The sequence below is a fragment of the Paraburkholderia sp. RL17-383-BIF-A genome, assembly GCF_046028015.1.
GTDB lineage: Bacteria > Pseudomonadota > Gammaproteobacteria > Burkholderiales > Burkholderiaceae > Paraburkholderia.
In genome coordinates this window covers 47,551-60,488 of the sequence record NZ_JARESR010000010.1, presented here as the reverse complement: position 1 = coordinate 60,488, position 12,938 = coordinate 47,551, and the positions used below count along the sequence as shown (strand labels likewise).

General features: G+C 59.6%; 14 protein-coding genes. 6 read left to right on the top strand and 8 right to left on the bottom strand.

Features of this window, described 5'->3' with window-relative positions:
• Nucleotides 1-12: 12 nt before the first annotated feature.
• The 7 genes from P0D71_RS14155 to P0D71_RS14125 all read right to left on the bottom strand — a co-directional run bounded on the left by P0D71_RS14155 (nt 13) and on the right by P0D71_RS14125 (nt 4,886).
• Entirely contained in the window at nt 13-816 is an 804-nt protein-coding gene (locus tag P0D71_RS14155; protein WP_408480601.1) for a family 1 encapsulin nanocompartment shell protein, read from the bottom strand.
• Nucleotides 809-1,870 (bottom strand): Dyp-type peroxidase, encoded by a 1,062-nt coding sequence (locus P0D71_RS14150; RefSeq protein ID WP_408480599.1) that lies wholly within the window; start codon nt 1,868-1,870, stop codon nt 809-811. Before P0D71_RS14150 ends, P0D71_RS14155 begins: the two co-directional genes overlap by 8 nt.
• A 727-nt stretch (nt 1,871-2,597) precedes the next feature.
• Entirely contained in the window at nt 2,598-2,807 is a 210-nt protein-coding gene (locus tag P0D71_RS14145) for a hypothetical protein (protein ID WP_408480597.1), read from the bottom strand.
• Nucleotides 2,808-3,081: 274 nt separating this feature from the next.
• Nucleotides 3,082-3,231, bottom strand: a complete 150-nt coding sequence (locus P0D71_RS14140; RefSeq protein WP_408480595.1) for a hypothetical protein — start codon at nt 3,229-3,231, stop codon at nt 3,082-3,084.
• A 337-nt stretch (nt 3,232-3,568) separates the two neighbouring features.
• A complete protein-coding gene (locus P0D71_RS14135) occupies nt 3,569-4,093 on the bottom strand; it encodes a universal stress protein (protein ID WP_408480593.1) in 525 nt (174 codons plus the stop codon).
• 255 nt (nt 4,094-4,348) lie between these two features.
• Nucleotides 4,349-4,564: a hypothetical protein gene (locus P0D71_RS14130; protein WP_408480591.1), complete on the bottom strand. Its 216-nt coding sequence runs from the start codon at nt 4,562-4,564 to the stop codon at nt 4,349-4,351.
• A gap of 88 nt (nt 4,565-4,652) precedes the next feature.
• Entirely contained in the window at nt 4,653-4,886 is a 234-nt protein-coding gene (locus P0D71_RS14125) for a hypothetical protein (protein ID WP_408480589.1), read from the bottom strand.
• 670 nt (nt 4,887-5,556) lie between these two features.
• Between P0D71_RS14125 and P0D71_RS14120 the strand changes: the two genes are divergently transcribed.
• From P0D71_RS14120 to P0D71_RS14105, 4 genes are all read left to right on the top strand, one after another.
• Entirely contained in the window at nt 5,557-6,408 is an 852-nt protein-coding gene (locus P0D71_RS14120) for a sensor histidine kinase (protein ID WP_408480588.1), read from the top strand.
• Nucleotides 6,409-6,697: 289 nt separating this feature from the next.
• On the top strand, nt 6,698-7,417 hold the full coding sequence (locus P0D71_RS14115) for a Crp/Fnr family transcriptional regulator (RefSeq protein WP_408480586.1): 720 nt from the start codon (nt 6,698-6,700) through the stop codon (nt 7,415-7,417).
• A gap of 661 nt (nt 7,418-8,078) precedes the next feature.
• Complete coding sequence (locus P0D71_RS14110) at nt 8,079-8,219, top strand: hypothetical protein (protein WP_408480584.1); 141 nt, start codon at nt 8,079-8,081, stop codon at nt 8,217-8,219.
• Between the two features lie 117 nt (nt 8,220-8,336).
• Entirely contained in the window at nt 8,337-9,995 is a 1,659-nt protein-coding gene (locus tag P0D71_RS14105) for an NRAMP family divalent metal transporter (protein ID WP_408480583.1), read from the top strand.
• Between the two features lie 112 nt (nt 9,996-10,107).
• On the opposite strand, the gene P0D71_RS14100 is transcribed toward P0D71_RS14105, so the two are convergent.
• Nucleotides 10,108-10,416, bottom strand: coding sequence for a DUF4148 domain-containing protein (locus P0D71_RS14100; protein WP_408480581.1), 309 nt, complete (start codon nt 10,414-10,416; stop codon nt 10,108-10,110).
• Nucleotides 10,417-10,855: 439 nt separating this feature from the next.
• Here P0D71_RS14100 and groES point away from each other — a divergent pair, with 439 nt between their 5' ends.
• Together groES and groL are read left to right on the top strand one after the other, a co-directional pair.
• On the top strand, nt 10,856-11,146 hold the full coding sequence (groES, locus tag P0D71_RS14095) for a co-chaperone GroES (RefSeq protein ID WP_007178996.1): 291 nt from the start codon (nt 10,856-10,858) through the stop codon (nt 11,144-11,146).
• A 54-nt stretch (nt 11,147-11,200) separates the two neighbouring features.
• Complete coding sequence (gene groL / locus P0D71_RS14090) at nt 11,201-12,841, top strand: chaperonin GroEL (protein ID WP_091796573.1); 1,641 nt, start codon at nt 11,201-11,203, stop codon at nt 12,839-12,841.
• Nucleotides 12,842-12,938 lie beyond the last annotated feature (97 nt).

Below are 12,938 nucleotides of genomic sequence, written 5' to 3'. Positions count from 1 at the left end.
TTATTCCACCGCCTATTCCACCTGCGTCACTGAAACCGATGCTTCGCTCGTCAACATCAAAAATGTCAGTGTTTCGCGCAGATAAAGTCGCACCACGGTGTCCGTATGGCTCGTGTAGCCGATAGACAGATCTTCGCCGAGGTGTAACTCGAAGTCGCCGCCGCGTGTGGACAGCACGCTGCCGCCGGCGAGCGCGGGCGCCCAGATGATGTCGCCATTCACAATCCGCTTGATGTGCTCGATAACCGGATAACCCTGGTCGCGTGCCTCGCCCAATGCGGTGTACGCATCGGCGCCGAGCAGCACGGAATAGGGGCCATCCACGCCGGCGAGCCGCAGTTGTTCGAGCGCGTTGCTAATGGCGTTCGGATAGTCGCTAACATCGGCCGGCAGGGCGAGCGGCGGATTGGACGAGCCATCGCGAATCCCGCCGATACCCGCAGCCTGATAGCCGTCGAAAATCGCGCGGTCTTCGGCGTAGGCGAGTTGTTTTGCCGCTTCTTTCGCGGGCTGCCAGTCAGCATCTTTCGCGCCGCGCACGACACTGTCGATTGCCTCGCGCTGCAATTCAAACGGCACGGTCAACTCGACGAGGCTCTTGACCTCCGCCAGTTTCGCCACGACGCCCTGCTGCGGCGCGGCGATCGCGATCTGATGCCCGGTGCCGACGCCCGACAGTTCGGTGCCGCCGGGACCCTTGACGTCGACCACGCGACGGCCGGCGACGCTGCGCCTGAAGGTGCGCGCCACTTCATCTTCGATCTGCGACCAGGCAGCACGGGAGATTGGGGCCAGCTCGCGATGCAGGTTATTCATATTGGGACGTTCCCTTGAGAGAGCCAATGTTCAATGAGCCGGCTTCATGCGGCTCTGCGGACGATGACATATCGGTCTGCTGTTCCACACCGGCAGCAGCGGCGGTGTGTGGATCGCGGTCCGCGAGTTCCTCGAGCAGGGTAGCCGACGGGACGAAGAAGAGGCCGCCCGTCACGGCTCGGCTATAGTCGAGTAGCCGATCGTAATTGCCCGGCGGCCGCCCAACGAACATGTTTTCCAGCATCTGTTCGATCGGCGCGGGCGAGCGGGCATAGCCGATAAAGTAGGTGCCGAACTCGCCTGAACCGGGTTTGCCGAACGGCATGTTGTCACGCAGTATCTTCACCTCCTTGCCGTTCTCGGTGAGGGTGGTGAGCGAGCTGTGCGAGCAGGACGGTTTCACCGCTTCGTCCAGTTCGATGTCGGACAGTTTCGTGCGGCCGATAATGCGTTCCTGAGTCTCGACGGAAAGGGCGTTCCAGCCTGTCATGTCGTGCAGGTATTTCTGCACGACGACATAACTGCCGCCCTCGAACTCCGGATCTTCGTCACCGATCAAGGTAAATTCATTGGCGGCGCGACCCGTCGGGTTTTCCGTGCCGTCGACGAACCCCACCATGGCGCGCATATCGAAGTAGCGAAAACCGTGAACTTCGTCGATCACGGTGACTGCGTCGCCGAGTGCACCCAGTAGCTGCGTGGCGAGCTCGAAACAGAGATCCATGTGGTCGGCGCGAATATGCAGCAGCACGTCGCCCGCCGTGCCTACCGCCCGGCGCTCACCCGAGCCGAACTCCCGGAACGGATGCAGCGAGGCGGGCCGTGGGGCGCCGAAGAGGGCGTCCCACGCGTCGGAGGCGAAGGCGCACACGCACGACAGATTACCGGCGGGAACCCGCTTGCCGACAGAGCGCGCGAGAGCGGCGATGTCGCCGCACCATGCGCGCACCTTTTCTGCATGGTCGTTGCCGGCTTCGATCGTCGCGACGATAAAGATCGCGCTGCGGGTGACGTCGTTACAAATGGCTTGCGGCTCTGGGATGTCGTTGGGCATCGGGTTGGGTATGAATGGATCGTTGCGAATTCCGACAGCAGTACAGCGAATGCGGTTGCGACTGCGCGATCGCCTGCCCGAGGCAAGCGGGAATCTTTGGTTCGAATGACTGAAGCAGGTTGGCTGTTGTACCGCTTCGCGCGGCCATTTAGCCTTACCTCACCAGGATGAGGCGCACCACTGCGCGACACAGTTGAAGTTCACGATTTTCACAGATCTTATACCGCCCAGGCAGTTTATGAAACTTCATCGAGGCTTTGGCGTTCAATTCCTATAAGCGCGTTTTGTTCGTATGGCATTGCGACGTTAATACCCGTTTCCGATGTTTCATATCGCATTCGGCGCCTTCTCATTCTCTGTCACATCATTATCATGCGTTCATTCCCGGCTCAAGGCGGCATGTCGATCAGGAAGAATACCTTCTTTCTTCCGCGCTTGTCTTTTGGGTGCCATGCACATCTATTTCAGGGCGGTTGAGCGAGCGAGTATCTTCAACGCAGCACATACTGGCCGTCAGGAAAGCATTCGTATCGTGTAGTGTCGTCGATCGACGCTTTAACGAACATTCGTCAGGAGTGTTGGAGATGACCTTTGCCCGCCGATGAATTGGCTATCCGTGTTCCGGCAACTTGGCACGTTGCCGCCAACTCTTTGAGGGGCATTCAGTTCGCGGACAGGCGGGTCGTTGAGTGCAGCGCTATCGGTACAAAGACTGCGTACGCTGTCTTCAGGACCGGCGCGTCGCGTCGTCTATCTGGTTGATCATCGACAGCAGGCGAGTCACTCTGCGGGCGCCATCGGGAAGCGATGACTGCGCGGTTTCGAGGGCGGTAATACGCTGGCGCCAATAGACCATGCCGAGCGCACTATTGGCAACGAGTTGCGGCAATATGTGTTCGAGATGAACGAGATCTTGTTCAAGCTGATGGTGCGACACATCGGTCCTTTGTATGGAGGAGAGTCTCCGCAATACTGATGTTTCGGCCAATGTCGGGACCGGTCCCTCCGCCGCTGCGCGCACAGAGCCTTACTGCAGAACGCGGTCTTATTTCGCCGACCATCTCATTCTTATTCAGTCAACCTGCGTTCTACTTTCTCACTAAAACTTGCCGATACCGGTAATGGGATACGGTGACGATGAACATCATCCCGACTAGAACGCCCCACGTGGCTGTGGTCATCTTTCCCTCCTCAACTTTGGCTGTTCGGGATCAACTCCCCGCCAACGCCACTGAATAGCGCCACTTGCTCGCGTTGGAATCAATGCGCGCGTCATTGATGCGGCGTTGTTCCGCGCGTGCCCGATCCGCCTGTTCGAGCAGAAGTGCTTGTGCCTGACGAGACAGGGCATATTCGCTCATCGCGCCGCTCGTACGTGGTGCAACTTTGATTTGTGATCGCATGGTCATTCCAGAACGAGGGACGCCGAACGCGACCCGTACACTGACTGTATACCTTTCGGTCGCTGCAAGCACGCTTTCGTTTACAAAGGTTGCAGCCGCAACGGTCAGACCCCGCTCCGACTGCCGCAAAACGCAGACGCTTTTGCCGTTTATGACGATTCGTAGCCCGAAGTGAGCCTTCGCATAGGATTGCCGGCGAGGCGTCCGCACCCGTTGTCGGGGTGCGGAGTACTCACGGGTCGAGACGCAATAGAGGGCCGTGCGGTCCTGGCCTGTCGCGGTGACTGCGCCGCGGCTAGCGGCGCAATTCGTACATCGCCGCGGCGACGTCGGCGTGTCCGCGTTTGGCGGTCGGCGCGACGGCTGTTTGCGCTTGCCGGCTCGGCACCAGCAACACTGGCAGGTGCGCACCGCGCACGACGCGTTCGGCCACGCTGCCGAGAACCATGCGCTTGAATCCCCGCCGCCCGTGCGTGCCTAGCACCAGCAGGTCCGCATTGAATTCGTTGGCCGAGATGCGGATCCGTTCCGCGATGTCTTCGCCGATCGGTGCGACATCGACGATCCTCGGCTCGCCGGCCACGTTCTCATGCTTCATCCGCGCCAGTGCATCCGCGAGCAACCGCTGGCCTTCCTGCATGCAGGCGTCGCGCAAGATGGTCGGATCGTAGCCGGACGCGTCGTATGGCATTAATGGGTTGTCGATCACGTAGAGTGGCTGCAGCTGTGCGCCGTTGTCGCGAGCGAGTTGCAGCGCGCTGGCGAATGCATGTTCGGACGTCTCGCTGCCGTCGATCGCTACCAGAATGCGTTGATACATGTCGGCCTCCAGGAATTCGCCAGAACGGCGAGCCCCGCCGTGGGGTTGGATTGTCCGTGCTCAAAGCGCCGCGGCGTGGACCTTGCCGTCGACGATGGCGCCTTTCTTCCGACAGTTTATTCCGCTGGCCCCGGCCTGCACACCCGCAGCGTAACAGCCGGTCGGAACCCAGCAGAAGTTTGACATCGATCAGCTTTTGCACGAGGCACCGGGCGTTGCGTCGTGCCCACCGAGGTCTGGAAGTGCGGCGGCGCGCTACTTCAGATTGTTGAGCTCGGCACGCGCTAGCGTCTCGACGGATTCCCACGCGAGATCTTCACGTTCGAAGACAGTGTCGAGTTCGATGCGCTCGCTGCCCTTCGATGAGCCCTTCGGAACGATACGTACACTTGCCACCCAGCCATCGGCTATATGATCCTTGACGGTCATGTACGCGTCGTGTGTCGCGCTTGAAATGATTCTTTCTGCCATAGCGCCGTCCGTCTGATTGGATGACAGCCAAACCGGGTGTCGTCCGTGCTGGTTAAGGCTTGCGGTTCACCGATAAGCGTCGGCGTGGCTACATGCCGAATTTATGTTCCGCAATGTATTTGTCGCCATAGGCAAGTGCGGCCGTAAAGCCTTCCTCGCTCGTCGAAAAAATGCCGACCTCGTAGTGCTTGTCCGCTGAAGGAAGCGTGCCTTCCACCGCATGCCGTAGATGAAAATCAAATGTGCCGTCCTGCAGTTCCAGGCATTCGGGAGTGAATGTATGGATGCGGGCTTGATATAACTTCTGAATGTTTTGCCTCATGACCTGCTCCTGCCTTTGGTGCTTTTAAAGCTTTTCGCTTCCAATCGATCCGGTGCTGCTCGGATTCGACGAGAGCCGCGGTCCGCGTGGCGCCCCAGTCCGTTGGAAGTATTTGGCTTTGCCGCCAGACCGCCCATTGTGGGTCTGCACGACCAGATAGCGAATCGCAGTCGGCGTCGTCGTAGATGACATCCGATACGTGACCGATGCTGCGTTCGCGGTTTCACGCACGCCCCTCGAACCAATAAGCTACGCGCCCACGCAGGGAAATGCGGTACGACAACGTACAGACGGCTGTCTATGTTCGAACGCACAATGCATGTTGATCGTCGCAGACACGCCCGTGCAGCCCGACAGGGGCGCACTCGCTGACGATCACGAGGGATCGCCAGGTGTCTTTCCCTTGTAGGGCTCGACCGGATTTCGTGTCAATCGGTCGCTCTTGCCGATCTGACCGCCACCGTACAGACTTACCGAACCGCATTTGCGATGCTGTCTTTTCAACCTGCCCGCCGCCTGGATTCCTGAATCGTGTCAGGCGAGGCAGGCACTAGCGAACCGCGCGGTGCCGGTGCGTTGCAAGCAGCCTTGCTGCTTTCCCTGAACACTCGGCCGACACGCATCTCGCTTTGCTCTTCGTTGCCCAATGGGCCGCGAAATGGGGATCAACATGTCAGCACATCTGGCGTCCACCGAATTGTCTTCGGGTGGTTCCGCATTGAACTGTCTGGTCGTGACCGATGCGATGATGAAGCCCGCTTGCCGTGCTTCTGCCGATGGTTTCCTGACGGGTGCGTACGCGACGGAGCAACCTGTCGAAGCGCCGCCATTGAGCAATGAGATCCTGGCGATGGTGGCGCACGAGTTGCGCGGTCCGTTGACGCCACTGCGGATGGCGAGCGAATTGATCCGCAGCGCCTCGGCCGAGCGTCCGGAGATACTCCGGCTGATCGATATGATCGATCGGCAGGTCAATGGAATCGCGCGGCTCGCACAGGATTTGATGGATGCAACCCGCGTCGATCGGGGCGCGCTCCGGCTCAACAAAGTCGATCTGGAGATTGCCACGCTTCTCGCTGACAGTTGCGAGATCACGGCTGCGGCCGCCACGGCGAAAAATCAGGCTTTTAGCGTGTCGATTCCAGACCGGACCTTGCGCGTTGAGGGTGACCCCGTGCGTTTGACGCAGGCCGTCAGCAACCTCTTGCATAACGCGGTGAAATACACGCCGGCGCGCGGCAATATACGCATGACCGTGCTTGCCGAGGGCAACAATGTAGTGATCAAAATTAGCGACGATGGGTCGGGGATTTCGCCCATTCTGTTGCCGCACATTTTCGAGCTGTTCGCGCAATCGAGCCGAACGATCGCCTTCAGCGCGGGCGGCCTCGGCATTGGTCTTGCGGTTGTGAACGCGATTGCTCAAGCTCACGGCGGGGCGGTTTCGGCAGCGAGTGCAGGTCCGGGGCAAGGCAGTGAGTTCACGCTCAAGCTGCCGATCGCCTGTCAGCCTGTGAACTGAGGTTGGCGCGCGAACGGGGGCGTCATTCTTGGAGTTCGTGCGACGCGCGTCCACGGTCGCGCCGTCACGCGATGTCACGCCAGCGCGCGGGTCTGCGCCGTCATCTCGACGCGACTTATAATCCATTACATATCGGCCAGATTTCGGGGCGCGTGAAGCTTGCCGCCCGTTTTCGTGCTTCGGCACTGTCCGTCAAGGCGTTGGAGCATTCCTCCTTCTATCCATATTTACCGTCAGGAAATCGTCGGCGAAAGCGGCGCGGTTCCGGGCGAGCTGCGGAGAGTGCGAAATGGCCCAAGGTCATCAAGAAAACGAAAATCATCTGCTGGCCGTGCTGCCTGACCTCGAGTGGGAGCGGCTGGCGCCACATCTGGTGCTCGTGGATATGCCGCTTGGCAACGTCGTCTACGAATCGGGCGATCGGCTCAATTACGTCTATTTTCCGACCACCTGTATCGTGTCGCTGCTGTATGTGATGGAGGACGGTGCATCGGCCGAAATCGCGATCGTCGGCAATGAAGGGCTCATCGGCATTGCGCTTTTCATGGGCGGCGAGACCACACCGAGCCGGGCAGTGGTGCAAAGCGCAGGCAAGGCGTATCGCCTCGACGCCCAGATCCTGAAAGATGAATTTCATCGCGCCGGCCCTGTGCAGCGCCTCCTGCTGCGCTATACCCAGGCGTTGATCACGCAGATGGCGCAGACGGCAGTATGCAATCGACACCACTCGATCGATCAGCAGTTGTGCAGGTGGCTTCTGCTCAGCATCGACCGCCTTTCTTCAAACGAACTGAAGATGACGCAGGAACTGATCGCCAATATGCTGGGCGTGCGCCGATCCGGCGTCACCGAGGCCGCGCTGAAATTGCAGGACGCGGGGTTGATTCGCTACAGCCATGGTCATATCGAGGTGCTGGACAGGCCGGGACTCGAAAAACGTGTGTGCGAATGCTACGGCGTGGTGAAGCGCGAATTCGACCGGCTGCTACCCGCTTTGAAAGCGTTGTGAGGACCGCGGTAATTCGTTTTCAGATTACCAGGGGATTTCCCTGGCGACGGCCGCGCTCCGGCCTGGCCAGTGCCTGTCGTTCCTGTCATTTGGAAAGGCTGAGTGGTGGGGGAAATTATATTGGTGATGCTTAGCAAATCATGTTGACTTTGGATTAAGGCGCCGCCTAAAATTCGCCCATCTTCACAAACGGGGCTAGTGCCTTGGACACCTGCAGTAGTCGACCTTCGAATAGTTTCGCTGCCTGACCGGCAGGACGTCCGCGCTCTCTTTTCCCAGCCGCCGTCTTGCCTTCAGGCAGACGGTGCGCGCCGTAGTATCCCTCTCCCGTGCACCTTGATTAGCGCCATGTGGACGCAGCGTTTGCGCGCGTCTACGTGGCACCGCGCCGCGAGCGTTGGCTCGTGGCAGCGTTCGTTCGTGCCTGTTCGATTCAGGCGAGAACCAACGCGTGGATAAGCACGCGTGTCGCAAACACGCGTACCAGATCGCCGATAAGGAGCCGCCATGCCGGACAGTGACAGTTATCCCTTATGCCACTCACCTTTACCTTTGCCTGAGGAAAGCGAGTAGACGTTCGTCGATGCGCGCATAGTGCGCCCGACCTCCATGTCCGCTGGCTTTCCGAGAACCGCGTTGAGCCAACGCCTGGAGAAACATCATGAACTTCGGCCTCCTTCTGTCGAAACTGCCGCACGTTGAAGAGTCGCGCGTCCATTACGACGCCATGCTGGTGCTGCACGTCAATGAACCGCATAGGTTCGCTGCATTCTGGGAACGCCTCAAGGCTCTCGTTTCGTAATCCACTGCGCTATTTCCGCCTTACGCACGCGACTCCGTCGTTCGACGGTACACGCCCATACGTATGGCCGATGCGCGCAATTTCCTTCTAATAATCAGAATCGGGAAAGAAAACAGAATGGCCACTTCAGCTAACGTTTCACCGCCACGCAGCGCCGTGCTCGACTCTGCGCACATTGGCGACATCAAGGGTGCGTTGGGCACCATCGCCCACCACGACACCGCGCCGCGCACCAACTGGTGGGCGCGCTTGCGTACGCTGCTTGCCATTCTCGGCCCCGGCCTTATCGTGATGGTCGGCGACAACGACGCCGGCGCCTTTGGTACTTACACCCAGGCCGGGCAGAACTATGGGACCACCTTGCTGTGGACCATGCTGCTACTGGTGCCAGTCCTCTTCGTCAACCAGGAGATGGTGCTGCGACTCGGCGCCGTCACTGGCGTTGGCCACGCGCGCCTCATCTTCGAGCGATTCGGTAAATTCTGGGGCGCATTCAGCGTTGTCGATCTCTTCATCCTGAACGCGCTCACTATCGTGACCGAGTTCATCGGGATCACCTTCGTGGTCGAATTCTTCGGCGTCTCCAAGGTTCTGGGCGTCTGCATTGCTGCGGCGCTGACCATGGCTGCGGTCAGCACAGGCAATTTCAGGCGCTTCGAACGCTTCGCTCTGGTGCTGTGCCTGCTGAGTCTGTTGCTGGTGCCCGTGCTGGTGTCGGTTCATCCGCCGGCTGCCCAGATGACGCGAGACCTGCTGATTCCCAACTGGCCTGCCCACTCGAAACTGAGCGACGTGATGCTGCTCGTCATCGGCATTGTCGGTACTACCGTTGCGCCGTGGCAGCTGTTTTTCCAGCAAAGCTACATAGTCGACAAACGCATCACCCCGCGTTTCATGAAGTACGAAAAAGCAGACCTGTGGATTGGCATTGCGTTCGTGCTGATCGGTGCGGTGGCGATGATTTCGTTCTGTGCCGCGCTATTTGCCGGGAAGCCCGAGTTTGGCAATTTCACGGACGCGAGCGGCGTCATCGCCGGCCTGGACAAATACGTGGGGCGCACGGCGGCAGTCATCTTCGCCGTGGCGCTGCTCGATGCCTGCATCATCGGCGCGGCGGCGGTATCGCTGTCGACCGCATATGCGATCGGCGACGTGTTCAAGATTCGCCACTCGCTTCACCGCAGCGTGACGGACGCGAAGGGCTTCTACCTGGTGTACTTTGGCATCGTCATGCTGGCCGCGGCGCTCGTTCTGATTCCCGGCAGCCCGCTCGGACTCCTGACAGAAGCCGTGCAAACGCTTGCTGGCGTGTTGCTTCCTAGTGCGACGGTGTTCCTGCTGCTTCTGTGTAACGACAAGGCGGTGCTGGGTCCGTGGGTCAATTCCAGGAAGCTGAACCTGTTCACGGGCGCCGTCATCTGGGTTCTGGTGATGCTGTCGATTATCCTCACCGCTTCAGTCATGTACCCGGATATCTCCGGCCAGACGATCCTTGAGGTGCTCGGTGGGGGCACGCTGCTTGCGATCGCGGGCTATGCCGGCACGACCGGGTTTCGCAAGCTTCGCCAGGTGCCGGCAGATGGTGAAACTCGCGGCGACGTGTCGGGCGATCCGAAGGACGCGCGTGACACGTGGCGCATGCCACCGTTGAACGAGTTGCCGGCGCAGCGGCTGACGTTGTCCAGCCGCATCTGGATGGGTGTGCTGCGCGGCTATCTTATCGTCGCTGTTTGCCTGGTCATCGCTAAAGTCGTGCAGATGACCCTGCTGCGGTGAGCGAACCACTTCGCGTCGGCGAACGTCCGTTAAGCGTCGTGCACGGCAGACGTTTCGCTTCGCGAGGTCGGCCAAGCGCGTCGAGTGAATTAAAGCGCAAATGAACTGGCCGTCAAGCGGGCGGGGCTTGCTGGCATTCCGCCTGGAACCAGCTATCGACCTGGCGCTGTGCCGCTTGCAGATCGTCAGGGTAGTGCGGGTCGAACCACGGTGACGGGTCGTAGCCCGCTTTCCTGAGCGCTGCCAGTTCGCTGCGGTTTCGCTCCTGGGTTGGAGGGGCGTTGTTCTTGAGCGCGGCCAGGTCGCGGCACTGCGATGTACTTAGATGCGCTTCGCTTTGCTGGCTGCTGCCCACCGCGCAGCCAGCGAGCAACAAAGCCAGTGCGGAAAGCGTCAGCCACTTTCCCCGCAGGTTTTCCATGTTGCGTCTCCTTCCATTCAATTGTCACAATGCTGCGGCGTCGAGCGGCCGAAGCGACTGCCGTGCCGGCGGGGAGCTTTGCGTACGTTCTGGTTAGGGCTTTCCCTGGGGAAGCCGCCGTAACGCGCGCTCGAATGCAGTTAGTCAGGGCATTGCGTTGTACTGCTCACGCGATATGGGTGATAACCGATTCGCCCCTAAGTCGCTGTTTTTGCAGAATATCGGTGGTCAAGACGTGGTCCGGATGTGCTTCGGAATGCACGCTCTAGCGAACAGCGTTCAAAGTTAACTGAATCTCCGCACCCTCCCTTCTTGAATTTGTCACCACCCGTCCATATAATTAGCACTCGCTGCACGAGAGTGCTAACAACATCGCCGGTTGGCTCAGCCAGCCGGGTTTTCTCAGCGTTCTTCAGTCTCAATCAAGAGAGGAGTATGTATGAACCTTCGTCCTTTGCATGATCGCGTGATCGTCAAACGTCTGGATCAAGAAACCAAGACTGCGTCGGGCATCGTGATCCCCGAAGCCGCAGCGGAAAAGCCGGATCAAGGCGAAATCCTGGCAGTCGGCCCGGGCAAGCGTGACGATAAGGGTGCCCAGATCGCACTCGACGTGAAGGTTGGTGACCGCGTCCTGTTCGGCAAGTACGCAGGCCAGACCGTCAAGGTCGACGGCAACGAACTGCTCGTGATGCGCGAAGAAGACATCATGGCCGTGGTGCAGAAGTAAGCGCAAGCCGCTACTTTTCCCGGTCATATCCCAAAGAATTCAAGGAGTTAGAAGATGGCAGCTAAAGACGTCGTATTCGGTGATTCCGCCCGTGCCAAGATGGTTGAAGGCGTGAACATCCTCGCGAACGCTGTGAAGGTCACGCTGGGCCCGAAGGGTCGCAACGTTGTGCTGGAACGCAGCTTCGGCGGCCCGACGGTCACCAAGGACGGTGTGTCGGTCGCGAAAGAGATCGAACTGAAAGACAAGCTCCAGAACATGGGCGCACAAATGGTCAAGGAAGTGGCTTCCAAGACCAGCGACAACGCAGGTGACGGCACCACGACCGCAACGGTCCTGGCTCAGTCGATCGTCCGCGAAGGCATGAAGTACGTCGCATCGGGCATGAACCCGATGGACCTGAAGCGCGGTATCGACAAGGCTGTGACGGCCGCAATCGAAGAGCTGCGCAAGATCAGCAAGCCGTGTACGACCAACAAGGAAATCGCACAAGTTGGCGCGATTTCGGCAAACAGCGACTCGTCGATCGGCGATCGTATCGCTGAAGCGATGGACAAGGTCGGCAAGGAAGGCGTGATCACCGTCGAAGACGGCAAGTCGCTGCAAGACGAGCTGGACGTTGTCGAAGGCATGCAATTCGACCGCGGCTACCTGTCGCCGTACTTCATCAACAACCCGGACAAGCAAGTTGCCGTGTTGGAGAACCCGTTCGTGCTGCTGCACGACAAGAAGGTGTCGAACATCCGTGATCTGCTGCCGGTCCTGGAACAAGTCGCGAAGGCTGGCCGTCCGCTGCTGATCATCGCAGAAGACGTCGAAGGCGAAGCACTGGCAACGCTGGTTGTGAACAACATCCGCGGCATCCTGAAGACTGTTGCTGTCAAGGCTCCGGGCTTCGGCGATCGTCGTAAGGCCATGCTGGAAGACATCGCGATCCTGACCGGCGGTCAAGTCATCGCTGAAGAAACCGGCCTGACGCTCGAAAAGGCAACGCTGGCTGAACTGGGCCAGGCGAAGCGCATCGAAGTGGGCAAGGAAAACACCACGATCATCGACGGCGCTGGCGAAGCTGCGAACATCGAAGCACGTGTGAAGCAAGTTCGCACGCAAATCGAAGAAGCAACGTCGGACTACGACCGTGAAAAGCTGCAAGAGCGCGTTGCCAAGCTGGCAGGCGGTGTTGCTGTGATCAAGGTCGGCGCTGCGACCGAAGTCGAAATGAAGGAAAAGAAGGCACGTGTCGAAGACGCACTGCACGCAACGCGCGCAGCTGTGGAAGAAGGCATCGTGGCGGGTGGCGGCGTCGCGCTGATCCGCGCACGTACGGCTATCGCTGGCCTGAAGGGCGCTAACGCCGATCAGGACGCAGGTATCAAGATCGTGCTGCGCGCGATGGAAGAGCCGCTGCGTCAGATCGTCACGAACGGTGGCGAAGAAGCCAGCGTCGTGGTGGCAGCAGTTGCTGCTGGCCAAGGCAACTACGGCTACAACGCAGCAACCGGCGAGTACGTCGACCTGGTCGACGCCGGTGTTGTCGACCCGACGAAGGTGACGCGCACGGCGCTGCAAAACGCAGCTTCCGTCGCAGGTCTCCTGCTGACGACCGACGCAGCTGTTTGCGAACTGCCGAAGGAAGATGCACCGATGGCTGGCGGCATGCCCGGCGGCATGGGCGGCATGGGCATGGACATGTAATTCCGGATTGGGCCTCGTTTCGGGGCCCGGTTGGGAACACATGGGGAAGTGCGCCGCGAGGCGTGCTTCCCAAAAGAAAAAACCCGCACTGCGGGTT